This is a genomic window from Streptomyces sp. NPDC001714, from assembly GCF_042892755.1.
GTDB lineage: Bacteria > Actinomycetota > Actinomycetes > Streptomycetales > Streptomycetaceae > Streptomyces.
Map to the genome: position 1 here is coordinate 530631 of NZ_JBIAUL010000006.1, position 16110 is coordinate 546740.

A 16110-nucleotide genomic window follows, 5' to 3' on the forward strand; every position below is an offset into this window, starting at 1 on the left:
TGACGGTAAGGATCTGATCCGAGCGAGGGAGGGGGCCCGCGTGCTCATCGACACCTACGGCCGGGTGGCCACCGACCTGAGAGTCTCGCTGACCGACCGGTGCAATCTGCGCTGTACCTACTGCATGCCCGAGGAGGGTCTGCAGTGGCTGGCCAAGCCCGACCTGCTCACGGACGACGAGATCGTCCGGCTGGTCGACATCGCCGTCCGCCTGCTGGGCGTCGAGGAGGTCCGCTTCACCGGCGGCGAGCCGCTGCTGCGCCCCGGCCTGGTCGGCATCGTGGAGCGGGTGGCGGCCCTGGCCCCCCGCCCCCGGATGTCCCTCACGACCAACGGCATCGGCCTGCGCCGCACCGCGACGGCCCTCAAGGCGGCCGGCCTGGACCGGGTCAACGTCTCCCTGGACACCCTGCGCCCGGACGTCTTCAAGACCCTCACCCGCCGCGACCGCCACCAGGACGTCCTGGACGGCCTCCGCGCCGCCCACGACGCCGGCCTCACCCCGGTCAAGGTCAACACGGTCCTGATGCCCGGCCTGAACAAGGACGAGGCCCCCGACCTCCTCGCCTGGGCGGTGGCCCACGACTACGAACTGCGCTTCATCGAGCAGATGCCCCTCGACGCCCAGCACGGCTGGAAGCGCGACAGCATGGTGACGGCCGGGGACATCCTCGCCTCGCTCCGCACCCGTTTCGACCTCACCGCCGAGGGCGCGGACGACCGCGGCTCGGCCCCGGCGGAGCGCTGGCTGGTCGACGGCGGCCCGCACCGCGTCGGCGTCATCGCCTCGGTCACCCGCCCGTTCTGCGCGGCCTGCGACCGCACCCGCCTCACGGCCGACGGCCAGATAAGGACCTGCCTGTTCGCGCGGGAGGAGACGGACCTGCGCGGTGCGCTCCGCTCGGGCGCTGCGGACGAGGAGATCGCCCGCAGGTGGCGGCTGGCGATGTGGGGGAAGAAGGCGGGGGCGGGACTGGACGATCCGCAGTTCGTGCAGCCGGACCGGCCGATGTCCGCGATCGGCGGCTAGCCCCGCCCGGCCGGCCTACCCGTCCTGTTCGGGCGATTCCCACTCCCGCAACAGCACGACGTCCTTCAGGAACCCCCGCACCCCAAGGAACTGCGAGAGATGCTCCCGGTGCTCCTCACAGGCGAGCCAGGTCTTGCGCCGCTCCGGCGTGTGGATCTTCGGGTTGTTCCACGCCAGCACCCACACCGCGTCGGCGCGACAGCCCTTCGCTGAACAAATAACGTCACTCACTGCTTCGTCTCGCAAAAAAGCCCCGCAAACAAGGCGACGCCGAGCAGCCACGGGGGGAGCTGCCCGGCGTCGGTCCGTCGCTCCGACGGGGGATGCGGAGCGCGTACGCAGTATGTCACGGGTCACCCTTGGCCCGGCACTGGAACAGCACGATAGATCTGAGCTTTTCTTGAGCTTCGGGCGGAGCCGCCGCCCGTCCGCGCCGCGTCTCCGGGGCTCAGGCCGGCTCCGGACGCTCGCCGCTCACGGCCCCCGCCGCCGGATCCGCCACCACGTCCTCCGGGACGGGTTCCGCCTGCGTCTCCTCGGCCCGCGGCGGCGCGATCATCAGCCGGGTCGGCGCGACCCCGAAGGTCGACGGAAGCGACTGCGGCCGTTCCCGTCCGGCGTTGGCGATGACGACGGCGACATAGGGGAGCAGCGCCCCGAGCACCAAAGCCACGACGGCGACGTACCGTTCGACGTTCCACAACGTCACGGCGAGGATCACCGACATGGTCCGGATGCCCATCGAGATGACGTACCGCCGCTGCCGGCCGCGTACGTCCTCCGCCAGGCCGGTACGGGCTCCGGTGATCCGGAACACCTGGACGTTGCCGTCGCCGCGCTGCTTCCGCGTCACATTCCACCATCCGCCCGCATCGGACTCTCCCCGGCCCCTGCCCGGTCCGCACCCGCTCGGGGAACCGGGCCAGGACCCTTCCCACGGTACGCCGCGCCTGCGCCGCCTTCGAGACCGGGTCGCCCTCCCGCCTGCGTGAACGCCCTGCGCAGTAGCGCGTACGGGCGTACCGACATGCGCCGTACGGCGTACGGGCCGAGACTTGGCGTAATGCTCACGTCGAGCCGTACGAGGAGGCAGTCATGGGCTGGTTGTGGGCGATCATCGTGGGTTTCGTGCTGGGCCTGATCGCGAAGGCGATCATCCCGGGCAAGCAGCACAGCCCCCTGTGGCTGACGACCATCTTCGGCATCCTGGGCGCCATCGCCGGCAACGCGATCGCCCGCGCGGTCGGCGTGGCGGCGACACCGGGCATCGACTGGACCCGTCACCTGTTCCAGCTGGTGGCGGCGATCATCATCGTCTTCCTGGGCGACATGGCCTACACGGCGACACTGGGAAAGCGGAAACAGCGCGTCTGACGCGCCCCGAACCCCAGCGCCCCGTCAGGGGCGCTGGGGGTACCCCCGGCCGAAGGCTGGGGGGGAGGAACTGCGCGACCAGCCACCTCGAACCCGCGGCCGACAGCGCACCCCGCACCCCTACGGCGCCTACGAACCGACGACCTCCACAGCCGCCAGATTCTTCTTCCCCCGCCGCAGCACCAGCCACCGCCCGTGCAGCAGCTCCTGCACGGAGGGCACGGCGTCCTCGGCGGTCACCTTCACGTTGTTCACGTAGGCCCCGCCCTCCTTCACGGTCCGCCGCGCGGCGGACTTGGAGGCCACCAGCCCGACCTCCGCGAACAGGTCGACCACCGGACCCAGCTCGGTGACCTGGACATGTGGCACCTCGGACAGCGCGGCGGCCAGCGTCCGGTCGTCCAGCTCCGCCAGCTCGCCCTGCCCGAACAGCGCCTTGGACGCGGCGATCACCGCGGCGGTCTGGTCGGCCCCGTGGACGAGCGTCGTCAGCTCCTCGGCCAGCGCCCGCTGCGCGGCCCGCGCCTGCGGCCGCTCCTCGGTCTGCTTCTCCAGCTCCTCGAGCTCCGTACGGGACCTGAAGGACAGGATCCGCAGGTACGTCGAGATGTCCCGGTCGTCCACGTTCAGCCAGAACTGGTAGAACGCGTACGGCGTCGTCATCTCGGCGTCGAGCCAGACGGCTCCGCCCTCGGTCTTGCCGAACTTCGTGCCGTCCGCCTTGGTCATCAGCGGCGTCGCCAGCGCGTGCACACTGGCGTGCGGCTCCAGGCGATGGATCAGGTCCAGACCCGCCGTGAGGTTGCCCCACTGGTCGCTGCCGCCCTGCTGGAGCGTGCAGCCGTACCGCCGGAACAGCTGGAGGAAGTCCATGCCCTGGAGGATCTGGTAGCTGAACTCCGTGTAGCTGATGCCCTGGTCGGACTCCAGGCGGCGGGCCACGGAGTCCTTGGTCAGCATCTTGTTGACGCGGAAGTGCTTGCCGATGTCCCGCAGGAACTCGATCGCGGACAGGCCCTCGGTCCAGTCGAGGTTGTTGACCATGACGGCCGCGTTCTCGCCCTCGAAGGACAGGAACGGCTCGATCTGGGCGCGCAGCCTGCCGACCCAGCCGGCGACCGTCTCGGGGTCGTTGAGCGTGCGCTCGGCCGTCGGGCGCGGGTCGCCGATCAGGCCCGTCGCACCGCCCACCAGCGCCAGCGGCCGGTGACCGGCCTGCTGGAGCCGGCGCACGGTGAGCACCTGCACCAGGTGCCCCACGTGCAGGGACGGCGCGGTCGGGTCGAAACCGCAATAGAACGTGACGGGACCGTCCGCGAGCGCCTTGCGCAAAGCGTCCTCGTCAGTGGACAGGGCGAACAGCCCCCGCCACTTCAGCTCGTCGACGATGTCCGTCACGGTTCTCGTATCTCCTTGAGCGATCTTCGGCAGATCTCTGGATGATCTTCGGGCAGTCGTGCGACCACCGGCTACGAGGTTATACGCCCTGACTGACAGAGCTCATATTGAAGTCGGGCACGCGCAGCGCGGGCATCGCAGCCCTAGTGAACCAGTCGCTCCACTCTCTCGGCAGCGTCTTTTCCGTGCGCCCGGCCTCGGTCGCCCGCCCCAGCAGGTCCACCGGCGACTCGTTGAACCGGAAGTTGTTCACCTGCCCGGTGACCTGGCCGTTCTCCACCAGGTAGACGCCGTCCCGGGTCAGGCCCGTGAGCAGCAGCGTCGCCGGGTCGACCTCGCGGATGTACCAGAGGCAGGTCAGCAGCAGCCCGCGCTTGGTGGCCGCGACCATCTCGTCCAGGGAGTGGTCCCCGCCGCCGTCGAGGATCAGGTTCCCGCCCGCCGGAGCGGTCGGCAGTCCGGTGAGGCCCGAGGTGTGCCGGGTGGTCGTCAGGTGCTTCAGCACGCCCTCCGACACCCACTCGGTGGCGCCGATGGGCAGCCCGTTGTCGAAGACCGACTGGTCGCCGCCGGAGGAGTGCGCGACGACGAACGGCGCGGACTCCAGACCCGGCTCGTTCGGGTCGCTGCGCAGGGTCAGCGGCAGATCGGTCAGCTTCTCGCCGACGCAGGTACCGCCACCCGGCTTGGAGAACACCGTCCGGCCCTCGGCCGCGTCCCGCCCGGACGCCGACCACAGCTGGTAGATCAGCAGGTCGGCGACGGCGGTCGGCGGCAGCAGCGTCTCGTACCGGCCGGCCGGGAGGTCCACGCGCCGCTCGGCCCAGCCGAGCCGTACCGCGAGCTCGGCGTCGAGCGCGCCGGGGTCGACGTCCTTGAAGTCCCGCGTGGAGCGTCCGGCCCACGCGGAGCGCGTGCGGTCGGGTGACTTGGCGTTGAGTTCCAGCGTGCCGGTGGGCTGGTCGTGCCTGAGGCGCAGTCCGGTCGAGGTGCCCACGTACGTCGACACCAGCTCGTGGTTGGCGAAGCCGTACAGCTCGCGACCGCCGGCACGCGCGCGTGCGAAGGCCTCGCCGAGCGCCGGGGCGAAGTCGGCGAACACGGCGGAGGAGGTCTCGGCGGGCGCGTCCGTGAAGTCCGGCGCCTCCGGTACGCCGGTGACCAGCGGCTGGGCGTCCTCGGCCGGCCCGGCACCGCGCGCGGCGGCCTCGGCGGCCCGCACCAGCGGCTCCAGGTCGTCGGCGGTGACGGCCGACCGGGAGACGACACCCGAGGCCGTGCCCTCCTTGCCGTCCACGGTGGCGACGACGGTGAGCGAACGGCCGCGCGTGACGCCGTTGGTGGTGAGCGCGTTGCCGGCCCAGCGCAGGTTGGCGGTGGAGTGCTCGTCGGCGATGACCAAGCAGCCGTCGGCCCGCGACAGTTCCAGAGCGCGCTCGACGATCTCGTGCGGCTTGTTGTTACGGGCACTCATCGACCGGCCTCCTGCGTGGTGTTGAGGATGTTGACGCCCTTGAAGAGGGCCGAGGGGCAGCCGTGCGACACCGCGGCGACCTGTCCCGGCTGGGCCTTGCCGCAGTTGAAGGCGCCGCCGAGGACGTAGGTCTGGGGGCCGCCGACGGCCGCCATGGAGCCCCAGAAGTCGGTGGTCGTCGCCTGGTAGGCGACATCCCTCAGCTGCCCGGTGATCCGGCCGTTCTCGATCTTGAAGAACCGCTGTCCGGTGAACTGGAAGTTGTACCTCTGCATGTCGATCGACCAGGAGCGGTCGCCGACCACGTAGATCCCGCGGTCGACCCCGCCGATCAGGTCCTCCGTCGCCAGCCCGCCGGGGTCCGGCTGCAGGGACACGTTGGCCATGCGCTGTACGGGGACGTGTCCGGGGGAGTCCGCGTACGCGCATCCGTTGGAGCGGTCGAAGCCGGTCAGCCGCGCGATCCTGCGGTCCAGCTGGTAGCCGACGAGCGTGCCGTCCTTGACCAGGTCCCAGGACTGGGCCGCGACGCCCTCGTCGTCGTACCCGACGGTCGCCAGGCCGTGCTCGGCGGTGCGGTCGCCGGTGACGTTCATCAGCTCGGAGCCGTACTTCAGCTTGCCGAGCTGGTCGAAGGTGGCGAAGGAGGTGCCGGCGTAGGCGGCCTCGTAGCCGAGCGCGCGGTCCAGCTCGGTGGCGTGGCCGATGGACTCGTGGATGGTCAGCCACAGGTTGGAGGGATCGACCACCAGGTCGTACAGCCCCGCCTCGACGCTCGGCGCCCGCATCTTCTCGGCCAGCAGCTGCGGGATCTGCTCCAGCTCGGTGTCCCAGTCCCAGCCGGTTCCGGTGAGGTACTCCCAGCCGCGGCCGACCGGCGGCGCGATGGTCCGCATCGAGTCGAACTCTCCGCTGGTCTCGTCGACCGACACGGCCGTCAGCTGCGGATGCAGCCGCACCCGCTGCTGGGTCGTCACGGTCCCGGCGGTGTCCGCGTAGAACTTGTTCTCGTGCACGGTGAGCAGCGAGGCGTCGACGTGGTTGACGCCGTTCGCCGCCAGCAGCCGCGCGCTCCACTCCGCGAGCAGCGCCGACTTCTCCTCGTCCGGCACGGTGAACGGATCGATCTCGTACGACGAGATCCACGTCTTCTCCGCGTGCACCGGCTCGGCGGCCAGCTCCACCCGCTCGTCGGATCCCGCGGCCTTGATGACCTGTGCCGAGAGCTTCGCCATCGCCACCGCCTGGGAGGCGACCTTGGCGGCGGCGTCCAGGGTCAGATCCACCCCGGACGCGAAGCCCCAGGTACCGCCGTGCACGACCCGGACCGCGTACCCGAGGTCGGTGGTGTCCGACGATCCGGCGGGCTTGGCGTCCCGCAGCCGCCAGGACGCGCTGCGCACCCGCTCGAACCGGAAGTCCGCGTGCTCGGCCCCCAGCGCACGCGCGCGTGCCAGCGCGGCGTCGGCCAGGGCCCGTAGCGGAAGCGCCGTGAAGGCTTCGTCGATGGAATGAGGCACGGAGGTCTCCCTGCTGTCGTGGCCTGTCCGTCCGATCATGTCGCGCCCGCGGGCCCACGGACCACAGGTTTCGGCCCGGCGTCGGGCCTTTCTGTAGGGATCCGACAGCGACACTCCCGAGCCACTGTCGGTGCCCGCTTGCCCGCGGCGATGGCGGGACCGATAGGTTTTCGATGAAGCCGCCTGTCGTGCCAGCTGTTCGGGCGGGTGGTCAGACCGAACGAAAGGGTGATCCGTTGAGCCGCTCGGTTCTCGTCACTGGAGGCAACCGGGGCATCGGCCTCGCCATCGCCCGTGCTTTCGCCGACAACGGCGACAAGGTTGCCATCACGTACCGCTCCGGTGAGCCGCCGGCCGTCCTCAAGGAACTGGGCGTCCTGGCCGTCAAGTGCGACATCACCGACTCCGAGCAGGTGGAGCAGGCCTACAAGGAGATCGAGGACGCGCACGGCCCGGTCGAGGTCCTGATCGCCAACGCCGGCATCACCAAGGACACGCTCCTGATGCGGATGTCCGAGGAGGACTTCACCTCGGTCGTCGACACCAACCTCACCGGCACCTTCCGGGTGGTCAAGCGGGCCAACCGCGGCATGCTGCGCGCCAAGAAGGGCCGTGTCGTCCTCATCTCGTCGGTCGTCGGCCTCTACGGCGGCCCCGGCCAGGCCAACTACGCCGCCTCCAAGGCCGCCCTGGTCGGCTTCGCGCGCTCCCTCGCCCGTGAGCTGGGCTCGCGCAACATCACCTTCAACGTCGTCGCGCCCGGCTTCGTCGACACCGACATGACCAAGGTGCTCACCGACGAGCAGCGCGCCACCATCGTGTCGCAGGTGCCGCTCGGCCGGTACGCGGAGCCCGAGGAGGTCGCCGCGACGGTGCGGTTCCTCGCCTCGGACGACGCCTCGTACATCACTGGAGCCGTCATCCCCGTTGACGGCGGACTGGGAATGGGTCACTGATCACCATGAGTGGAATCCTCGAGGGCAAGCGCATCCTGATCACGGGTGTGCTGATGGAGTCCTCCATCGCCTTCCACGCGGCCAAGCTGGCCCAGGAGCAGGGTGCCGAGATCATCCTCACCGCGTTCCCGCGGCCCACGCTGACCGAGCGCATCGCCAAGAAGCTGCCGAAGCCCACCAAGGTCATCGAGCTGGACGTCACCAACGACGAGCACCTCGGCCGCCTTGCCGACCTCGTCGGCGAGGAGCTCGGCGGCCTCGACGGCGTCGTCCACTCCATCGGCTTCGCCCCGCAGGACGCGCTCGGCGGCAACTTCCTCAACACGCCGTTCGAGTCTGTCGCCACCGCCATGCACGTCTCGGCGTACTCCCTGAAGTCGCTGACCATGGCCTGCCTGCCGCTGATGCAGAACGGCGGCTCGGTCGTCGGCCTCACCTTCGACGCCCAGTACGCCTGGCCGCAGTACGACTGGATGGGCCCGGCCAAGGCCGCCCTGGAGGCCACCAGCCGCTACATCGCGCGCGACCTGGGCAAGCAGAACATCCGCTGCAACCTCATCTCCGCCGGCCCCATCGGTTCCATGGCCGCCAAGTCCATCCCGGGCTTCAGCGACCTGGCCGCCGTCTGGGACCACCGCTCGCCGCTGGAGTGGGACCTCAAGGACCCGGAGCCGGCCGGCAAGGGCATCGTCGCCCTGCTGAGCGACTGGTTCCCGAAGACCACCGGCGAGATCATCCACGTGGACGGCGGCCTGCACGCCATCGGTGCCTGACCCGCACGGACTCTTCGAGGCCCGCATCCCGCGAGGGGTGCGGGCCTCACCCGTTCGGCCCACCGGCCGGGTGATCACCCGACGGGCGGCGCACCCTGGAGACGCGGCGGCGCGCCCTGGACGCGCGTGCACCGCGCGATGTCCCTCCCCAGCCCGGCCGAGGAGGTCCCCTTGTGCGCCTTTCCCGCAGCCTGGCCCCGGTGACCCTGGCCCTCGCCCTCGTGGTGTCGCTGCCCTGCGACGCAGAGTCCCACGCACGCGTGCCGAGCGGACACAAGCCGGCCCCGCAGTTGTTCGGGGCGTCGTGCCGGACCGCCGTGCGCGGCTCCCACGTGGTGGCCTACTGCCACAACCCCTACGTCGACACGGACCGGGTCCGGCTGCACATCGAGTGCGCCCAGTGGTGGGACATCGACACCGACGGCTCCCCGGTCGACACCGGCCCGGCGATGACCGTACGGCTCTCCGGCCGCTGCTGGAAGGACGTCCGCGCGGTGTGGATCAGTCACCAGAAGGTGGGCTGAACCGGTCCGGACGGCACTGGAACGGATAGCTCGCCGCCTCCTTCGCCGCCGCGTCCGCGTCGCCCGCGCGGATCGCCTCGACGAGCCGGGTGTGGTCCATGTACGACTGCGGCGTCAGCTCGGCGCCGACGTCCGCGCGCAGCCAGTCCCGCAGCACCTCGCCCAGGTCGGCGTACATCGCCGTCAGCACGTCGTTGTGCGAGGCGGCCACCACGGCCAGGTGCAGGGTCGCGTCCGCCGTCACGAAGGCCTCCGCGTCGCCGGACCGCCAGGCCTGCTCGCGGCGCGCCAGAAGGGCGTCGAGCTGCCTGAGGTCCTTCTCGGTGCGGCGCACCGCGGCCAGCCGGGCGGCCGACGACTCCAGGGTGGAGCGCAGCTCGGCGATGTGCCGGGGGTCGGCCTCGGCGAACCGGCGGTGCATGACGCCGGCCAGCTCACTGGTCGCCGCCACGTACGTCCCCGAGCCCTGGCGGATGTCCAGCAGGCCGTTGTGCGCCAGCGCCCGGACGGCCTCCCGGACGGTGTTGCGGGCCACCCCGAGCTGCTCGACCAGCTCCGGCTCGGTGGGGATGCGCGAGCCCACCGGCCACTCGCCCGAGGTGATCTGGTTCCGCAACGCGGCGATGACCTGCTCGGACAGCGCCGAGCGGCGCGGATGACTCAGAGGCATGACACACCTTCGCACGCGAGGGCCCGGCGGGAGCGGCCGGGCCCGCCCGGGGATGGACAATCAATCATCCTATGATTCTATGATGGGCCTCATGGTAGGCAAGGAAATCGGCACGACGAGCTCTCAGACCTCCGAGACGGCCGGGACGGCCGGGACGGTACGCGCGACGGCATCCGGCGGCCGCCCCGCGACCGCCACGCGCGCGTGGACGACACGGCTGGTCGTCGTCGGCATCGTGCTGTCCGCCGTCAACCTCCGGCCCGCCATCACCAGCCTCGGCGCGCTCCTGGAGGAGGTCCGCGACGGCCTCGGCATGAGCGGCAGCGTGGCCGGACTGCTCACCTCCGTGCCCCCGTTCTGCTTCGCCGTCTTCGGCGTCATGGCCCCCCGCCTCGCCCGCCGCTTCGGCCCGGCGACCGTGGTCTGCGCGGGTATGGCGGCCGTCACGGCCGGCCTGCTGATACGGCCGTATGCCGGGAGCACCGGCGGGTTCCTGGCCGGCAGCGCGCTCGCGCTCATGGGGATCGCGGTCAGCAACGTGCTGATGCCGGTCATCGTCAAGCGCTGGTTCCCCGACCGGGTCGGCTCCATGACCGGCCTGTACTCGATGGCCCTCGCCGCCGGCACCTCGGTGGCCGCCGCGGTGACCGTGCCCCTGACCGACGCCCTCGGCGGCGGCTGGCAGACCGGGCTGGCCGTCTGGGGCGGGCTCGCGGCGGTCGCGGTACTGCCGTGGGTTCCGCTGGTAAGGGACCGGGGGACGGCGCCGGCCCCCGAGGCCGAGGCACGCGCCCGTGCGGAGCGGCAGCCGCCCGCCCTGCGGATCACCCGCAGCCGTACCGCCTGGGCGCTCGCGGTTTTCTTCGGGCTCCAGGCCACCGCCGCCTACATCACGATGGGCTGGATGGCGCAGATCTTCCGGGACGCGGGTGTCTCCGCGAGCACGGCCGGGCTGCTGCTGGCCGTCACGATGGTGATGGGCGTACCGCTGGCCTTCGTCATCCCGCGCGTGGCCACCCGGCTGCCGCACCAGGGCCCCATCGTGATCGCGCTCGGCGTCTGCGGCCTCGCCGGATACGCCGGCCTGTACCTCGCGCCCGCCGGCGGCGCCTGGGCCTGGGCCGTACTGCTCGGCATCTCGAACTGTGCCTTCCCGCTGGCCCTCACCATGGTCGGGATGCGGGCCAGGACCGGCGCGGGCGTCGCCCAGCTCTCCGCCTTCGCCCAGAGCACCGGATACCTGATCTCCATCCCCGGTCCGCTGCTGGTGGGCGTGCTCTACCAGCACAGCGGCGGCTGGGGACTGCCGATCGCCCTCATGGTCGGCCTGATGGTCCCGCAGATGGCCGTCGGCGTCCTGGCGGGCCGCGACCGTGTCGTGGAGGACGAGGCGGCCGCGACCGCCTGACGTCGCACCGGCCCGGTCGGCTCCCCGTCACCCCCCCCGCGAAGCAGGTTGGCCCGTGTCGCGGCCACCCCGCGCGGTCCGTCCCCTCCCGGGAGTGCCAGACTGACCCCATGCCAGTGCTCGACCCGAACCCCCAGAACGGTCAGAAGAAGATGCTGATCGTCTTCGGCTCGTTCTTCGCCATCTTCATCGTCATCGCCGTCATCGCGACCCTCGCGTCACCCTGACCACAGCCGGCCACCGCCCCCGCGGCCGGTGGTGGGGCTGGCCCCACCATCCCCTAGGGGGTGAGGGTCAGGGTGAAGTGGGTGGATCGCCGGATGGGGCGGCGACCGCGGATTCCGTAGTTTCGAGGTGTGGCCGCGAGGGCGGCCACGGACCCCGGAGACCCACGGAGGCGACCATGCCGGCCCCCACGCACACCCGGTCCCGCCCGGCGACCCCGGGCAGCGTCGACATCCGGCTCCCCTGGTGGGCGCTCGCTCTTCCCGCGCTCGCCTTCGTCGCCCTGCTGATCCTGATACTGAACCCGGCGGACGCCCACGCGGCCACCAGCGACCCCGCCGTCACCCACCTCTTCGAGCGCGTCCAGCAGATCGTCACCCGCTAGCGCATCCGGGGGCTCGGCACCCGCGGACCGGGCGAAGCCGCATGTCAACTCCCTGCGCCCGATGGCCTGTTTCATGCGAAGCTGGGTGCCATGAGCGTCGCAGAATCCCGCAGGATTGTCTTCTTCCGCCATGCGAAAGCCGACTGGCCACAGGTGACCGACCACGAGCGACCGCTCGCTGAGCGGGGCCGAATGGACGCCGCCGTCGCCGGACGCAAGCTGGCGGACAGCGGCATCACCTTCGATCTGGCACTGTGCTCCACCTCCGTGCGAACCCGGGAGACCTGGAAGCTCGCCGTCCATGAGCTCGCGCACCGGCCGAAAACCGTCTATGAGGAGCGGGTGTACGAGGCCTCGCCGGGCGAGCTGATCGCCGTGCTCAACGAGGTGCCCGACGACGTACAGACCGTGATCCTCATCGGCCACAACCCCGGCGTGCACGGCGTGGCCGAGATACTCGCCGGCACCGCCGAGGCCGACGCCCGTGAGCGGATGGACCGGCGGGGCTTTCCCGCCGCCGCCTTCGCCGTCCTGACGCACGAGGGCTCCTGGAAGGCCCTGGAACCCGGCGTGGCCACGCTCGTGGACTACTGGGCACCCTCCGAATGAGACCACCGCACCACCACTGACGTGGTACGACGAGGGCCCGGCACCGATCTCCACGGTGCCGGGCCCTCGATCCGGATCGGCCGGACGGCTCAGCTCTCGTCGTGCGTGTCCGCCGCCTCGACCTCTTCGCGGGTGACGCCCAGCAGATACAGGACCGTGTCCAGGAACGGGAAGTTCACCGCCGTGTGCGCGGCCTCGCGGACCACCGGCTTGGCGTTGAAGGCGACACCGAGACCGGCCGCGTTCAGCATGTCGAGGTCGTTGGCCCCGTCACCGACGGCCACCGTCTGCACCAGCGGTACGCCCGCCTCGGCGGCGAACCGGCGCAGCAGCCGCGCCTTGCCCGCCCGGTCCACGATCTCGCCGGTCACCCGGCCGGTCAGCTTCCCGTCGACGATCTCCAGCGTGTTGGCCTGGGCGAAGTCCAGCCCCAGCCGCTCCTTGAGATCATCGGTGACCTGGGTGAAACCGCCCGAGACGACGCCGACTTGGTAGCCGAGCCGCTTCAGCGTGCGGATCAGGGTCCGCGCGCCAGGCGTCAGCCGCACCTCGGCGCGCACCTTCTGCACGACCGACTCGTCCAGCCCCTTCAGCAGCGCCACGCGCGCGTGCAGCGACTGCTCGAAGTCCAGCTCACCACGCATCGCGGCCGCCGTCACCTCGGCGACCTGGTCCTCGCAGCCGGCGTGCGCGGCGAACAGTTCGATCACCTCGTCCTGGATGAGCGTCGAGTCCACGTCCATGACGACCAGCCGCTGGGCCCGCCGGTGCAGGCCCGCCGACACCACCGCGATGTCCACGCCGAGCTCGGCCGCGTCGGAGGCCAGGGCGGTGCGCAGCGGCTCGGTCTCCACGCCCGACACCGCGAACTCGACCGCGGTCACCGGGTACTTGGCGAGCCGGAAGATACGGTCGATGTTGCCGCCGGTCTTGGCGATCCGGGCGGCGATCGCGGCCGTCGACTCGGCGGTCAGGGGGTGGCCGAGGACGGTGACCAGGGAACGGCCGAGGCCACGCGGGCGGTTGTCGCCGCGCCCGGAGATGATCTCCGCCTGCATCTTCATCGACTCGGCCCAGCTGTGCACGGTCGCCCTGAGGTCGCCCTCAAGACCCGCCGGGGGCTGGGTCACGAGCGCGCACAGCACCAGGCGGCCCCGGGTGACGACCTGCTCGATGTCGACCACGTCGACCATGTAGGCGGCAAGTGTGTCGAAGAGGCCGGCCGTGATGCCCGGCCTGTCCTTGCCGAAAATCTTGACGAGGAGAGTGGGGACCTCGGAGGTCTGCGCATCGCTCATGGTGTAACCAAGGTAACCGGCACGCAGTGCCTGCGGCGCAGGTGGTCCGCCTGACGGACACGGAACAATAGGTGTCGGGCCGGTGTCGGACGCCTTGCCTCCGCCCTACGAGCGAACGTGCGTGCGATGTCCATGGCCGGGACCGGGGCGCACGCCGCCGCGTCTTCACGCATGGTTCAGCGCCAGGACAGGCACGGCCCCGCGCGGCCGCCGCTTCCCGGCCCGGCGCCCGGCCTCACCTGGGGGGCCGCCTGGGCGGCGGCGGAGGAGGCGGTGGAGGCGGCGGAGGAGGCGGTGGAGGCGGTGGAGGCGGTGGAGGAGGCGGTGGCGGCGGTGGGGGCCCGGCGCTCGGGCCGCTCTGGGACCCGTCCGGCCGCCGCGCGCCCGGTCGGGGCTGCGAGGAGCGGGGCGGTGGATCGAGAGGCCGCGCCATGGTGGGAGCGCCGTACACATCACCCGAGCCGGGCGGAGGCACGTCGGAGGGGACGCCGCCCGCCCGACCTTCCTCCGGTGCCCGCCGGCGGTCGTCCGCCGGGGGCGGAGCGCCTGTCGGACGACGGCCTGGGACGGCGGGACCGCCCGGCGGTGCCGCCCCCGCCCCCTGCACTCCACCGGACCGAGCTCCTCGGCCGCCCCCGGGCTCCCGCAGTTCCTCCGGCACCCGGAGATAGGGGTTGGTGTTCGGATTCGGCGGACGGTACGGAGTCCCCGGCAGGTAAGGCCCCGCCGCCTCGCCGCCGTCCCGTCCCGGAGCCCAGGCCCCCTGATGAGCAGGCCCGCCGCCCGCCCCGCCGTCACCCAGTGCCAGCGGAGCCGCCCGTGCCCCCGCCGCCCCGGTCACCCAGGCCAGCAGCGCTCCCGCGGCCCCCGCCGCCGCACCCCAGACCGCTCCGAGCAGCAGTGCCGTGCCCAGCTGCCCGTGCAGTTGGATTCCCGCCCCGAACGCGTCGAAGCCCAGCACCGACAGCGAGGCGTCCACCGACACGTCCGCCAGCCAGGCGAGCAGCGGCAGCGCGAGCGCGGTGGCGATCCCCAGCCGCACGGCGCACCGCCCGGCGAAGCCGAGCGCGCCCGACCGGGACTCCGGCTCGCCGGTGCCTGCTGTCCCGGCCGCGTCGGTCCTCCGCTCCACGGGACGCCCCGCCGGCCGCCCCACCGGTGTCCGGACCGCCGTGAACACCCCGGCCAGCAGCATGAGCAGGGCCGCCGCCACCCCCAGCAGCCACACCCGTCCGTCCAGGCCGGCCAGATGGCCCAGCGTCACCGACCGGTCGGACTTCGAGTTCAGGAACTCGTCCAGGGGGTGCGGCAGGAACATGGTCAGGACGCCGGTGGCCCTGCCGTCGAAGGGGACGAATAGCCCGATCGGGATGCCGAGCCAGACGCCGTTCGGGGCGCCGAGCAGGGCCGCACCCAGGATCCGGGCCGGATGCGGGTCGCCGATCGCCGCGTAGGCCGCCGCCGCCCAGCCGGCCGCCACGGCCACCAGCAGCACCGTCACCAGCGCCGAGGCCGCCGGGCGTACCACCCGGTGCACCGCCGCCCAGCCGGGTGGCAGCGGAGTCCGGCGCGAGGCCAGCAGGGCGATCAGCAGGATGCCCACCGACCAGCCGAGGCCGCCGAGCAGGGTCGCCGCCGTGTCCACGCTGAAGCCGACCGCCGCCTTCGCGTGCACGAGGTCGCCGAGGCGGTCCGGCAGCAGCCCGCCGATGTCACCGATGCCGGGGATCTTCAGCCCGCCGCCGCCGCTCCCGCCCCCCGGCAGCCTGTCCAGGCCGAGCGCGCCGCCGTCGATCGTCACGACGGAGTGACCCGCCCACGCCAGTCCGCCCAGCATCGCCACGAACAGCACCACCACCGAGCCCGCGCGGGCCAGCAGTTCGGCCGGGGAGATCACAACTCCGGCCGTGCGCAGGGACCGTAAGAAGAACCACGACAAAAGGAGCGCACCGACCAGGCTCACCCCCAGTGGCGTGATCTCGATGGCCGTCGTGGCCTGCGCACCCTTCAGACCGAAAGCGGACAGATCTCCGTCCGGGGTGACCGAACCACCCGCCCCGAGAGCCACAACGGCCGCGGTCATCGGGCCCAGCGAACCCGCCGCATCGGCCCGCAGCAGATGCAGGCCCAGGGCCGCCGTACCCGCCATACCGATCAACGCCCAGCTCACGGCGGCTGTCGAGGACAGCAGGATGTCGGCCCACGGCAGCCGCCCGCCGTGCCTCCCGTGCTCGACTCCCGTACCAGACACACCAGCACTCATGGCAGCCCCCCCGATCCGCAGCAGCCACGGACCACTCCGTCGTGCTTGTCCCCCTCGCGTGAATTACCACTCTCCGGCCCGGTTTCAACCCCGTCAACGGAAAGAGTTGAAGCGCTCGTCCGAGGCCTCCACAAGGCCCGGATTTCGGTCAGAGGGCCGAGCCTGAAATAGTTCCCGACGATGTTCGACATCCCTAGACTCCC

Annotated in this window: 17 protein-coding genes; 9 read left to right on the forward strand and 8 right to left on the reverse strand. The window is 71.7% G+C overall.

The genetic code is table 11. The features are described from left to right. The first annotated feature begins 40 nt into the window (after nt 1-40). The gene (gene moaA / locus ACFY0P_RS19245) at nt 41-1030 is read left to right on the forward strand and encodes a GTP 3',8-cyclase MoaA (protein ID WP_388914014.1); all 990 of its coding nucleotides are present in this window, start codon (nt 41-43) and stop codon (nt 1028-1030) included. Between the two features lie 15 nt (nt 1031-1045). Here the strand turns inward: moaA and ACFY0P_RS19250 are convergent, their stop codons facing one another. Together ACFY0P_RS19250 and ACFY0P_RS19255 are read right to left on the reverse strand one after the other, a co-directional pair. Next, the gene (locus ACFY0P_RS19250) at nt 1046-1261 is read right to left on the reverse strand and encodes a hypothetical protein (protein ID WP_388914017.1); all 216 of its coding nucleotides are present in this window, start codon (nt 1259-1261) and stop codon (nt 1046-1048) included. Nucleotides 1262-1478: 217 nt separating this feature from the next. Beyond that, nucleotides 1479-1883, reverse strand: a complete 405-nt coding sequence (locus ACFY0P_RS19255; protein WP_388914019.1) for a DUF3099 domain-containing protein — start codon at nt 1881-1883, stop codon at nt 1479-1481. Nucleotides 1884-2125: 242 nt separating this feature from the next. On the opposite strand from ACFY0P_RS19255, the gene ACFY0P_RS19260 reads away from it, so the two are divergent. After that, nucleotides 2126-2404 carry a GlsB/YeaQ/YmgE family stress response membrane protein gene (locus ACFY0P_RS19260; RefSeq protein WP_388914022.1) on the forward strand — a complete coding sequence of 93 codons (279 nt, stop codon included), beginning with the start codon at nt 2126-2128 and terminating at the stop codon, nt 2402-2404. A gap of 129 nt (nt 2405-2533) precedes the next feature. Here ACFY0P_RS19260 and tyrS read toward each other — a convergent pair whose 3' ends face one another. The 3 genes from tyrS to ACFY0P_RS19275 form a co-directional block, all read right to left on the reverse strand. Then, nucleotides 2534-3802, reverse strand: a complete 1269-nt coding sequence (gene tyrS / locus ACFY0P_RS19265; protein WP_388914025.1) for a tyrosine--tRNA ligase — start codon at nt 3800-3802, stop codon at nt 2534-2536. A 79-nt stretch (nt 3803-3881) separates the two neighbouring features. Then, a complete protein-coding gene (locus ACFY0P_RS19270; RefSeq protein ID WP_388914028.1) occupies nt 3882-5276 on the reverse strand; it encodes a metallopeptidase TldD-related protein in 1395 nt (464 codons plus the stop codon). Beyond that, entirely contained in the window at nt 5273-6796 is a 1524-nt protein-coding gene (locus tag ACFY0P_RS19275) for a TldD/PmbA family protein (protein WP_388914031.1), read from the reverse strand. Before ACFY0P_RS19275 ends, ACFY0P_RS19270 begins: the two co-directional genes overlap by 4 nt. Before the next feature lie 236 nt (nt 6797-7032). Here ACFY0P_RS19275 and fabG point away from each other — a divergent pair, with 236 nt between their 5' ends. From fabG to ACFY0P_RS19290, 3 genes are all read left to right on the forward strand, one after another. After that, complete coding sequence (gene fabG / locus ACFY0P_RS19280; protein ID WP_388914033.1) at nt 7033-7752, forward strand: 3-oxoacyl-[acyl-carrier-protein] reductase; 720 nt, start codon at nt 7033-7035, stop codon at nt 7750-7752. A 5-nt stretch (nt 7753-7757) separates the two neighbouring features. Then, entirely contained in the window at nt 7758-8525 is a 768-nt protein-coding gene (gene fabI / locus ACFY0P_RS19285) for an enoyl-ACP reductase FabI (RefSeq protein ID WP_046727988.1), read from the forward strand. 173 nt (nt 8526-8698) lie between these two features. Continuing rightward, nucleotides 8699-9049, forward strand: coding sequence for a hypothetical protein (locus ACFY0P_RS19290; RefSeq protein WP_388914036.1), 351 nt, complete (start codon nt 8699-8701; stop codon nt 9047-9049). Here ACFY0P_RS19290 and ACFY0P_RS19295 read toward each other — a convergent pair. Further along, nucleotides 9027-9719 carry a FadR/GntR family transcriptional regulator gene (locus ACFY0P_RS19295; protein WP_388914039.1) on the reverse strand — a complete coding sequence of 231 codons (693 nt, stop codon included), beginning with the start codon at nt 9717-9719 and terminating at the stop codon, nt 9027-9029. The two genes, ACFY0P_RS19290 and ACFY0P_RS19295, sit on opposite strands and share 23 nt — an antisense overlap. A gap of 79 nt (nt 9720-9798) precedes the next feature. Between ACFY0P_RS19295 and ACFY0P_RS19300 the strand changes: the two genes are divergently transcribed. The 4 genes from ACFY0P_RS19300 (at nt 9799) to ACFY0P_RS19315 (ending at nt 12346) form a co-directional block, all read left to right on the forward strand. Continuing rightward, entirely contained in the window at nt 9799-11127 is a 1329-nt protein-coding gene (locus ACFY0P_RS19300) for a CynX/NimT family MFS transporter (RefSeq protein ID WP_388914042.1), read from the forward strand. Between the two features lie 110 nt (nt 11128-11237). Continuing rightward, the gene (locus ACFY0P_RS19305) at nt 11238-11354 is read left to right on the forward strand and encodes an SGM_5486 family transporter-associated protein (protein ID WP_089107830.1); all 117 of its coding nucleotides are present in this window, start codon (nt 11238-11240) and stop codon (nt 11352-11354) included. A gap of 176 nt (nt 11355-11530) precedes the next feature. Next, complete coding sequence (locus tag ACFY0P_RS19310; protein ID WP_388914045.1) at nt 11531-11737, forward strand: hypothetical protein; 207 nt, start codon at nt 11531-11533, stop codon at nt 11735-11737. Nucleotides 11738-11827: 90 nt separating this feature from the next. After that, nucleotides 11828-12346 carry a SixA phosphatase family protein gene (locus tag ACFY0P_RS19315; RefSeq protein ID WP_388914048.1) on the forward strand — a complete coding sequence of 173 codons (519 nt, stop codon included), beginning with the start codon at nt 11828-11830 and terminating at the stop codon, nt 12344-12346. An 89-nt stretch (nt 12347-12435) separates the two neighbouring features. Here ACFY0P_RS19315 and serB read toward each other — a convergent pair whose 3' ends face one another. Together serB and ACFY0P_RS19325 are read right to left on the reverse strand one after the other, a co-directional pair. Continuing rightward, complete coding sequence (serB, locus tag ACFY0P_RS19320; RefSeq protein WP_388914050.1) at nt 12436-13644, reverse strand: phosphoserine phosphatase SerB; 1209 nt, start codon at nt 13642-13644, stop codon at nt 12436-12438. A gap of 235 nt (nt 13645-13879) precedes the next feature. Beyond that, nucleotides 13880-15907, reverse strand: a complete 2028-nt coding sequence (locus ACFY0P_RS19325; protein ID WP_388914053.1) for a streptophobe family protein — start codon at nt 15905-15907, stop codon at nt 13880-13882. Between the last annotated feature and the right edge of the window lie 203 nt (nt 15908-16110).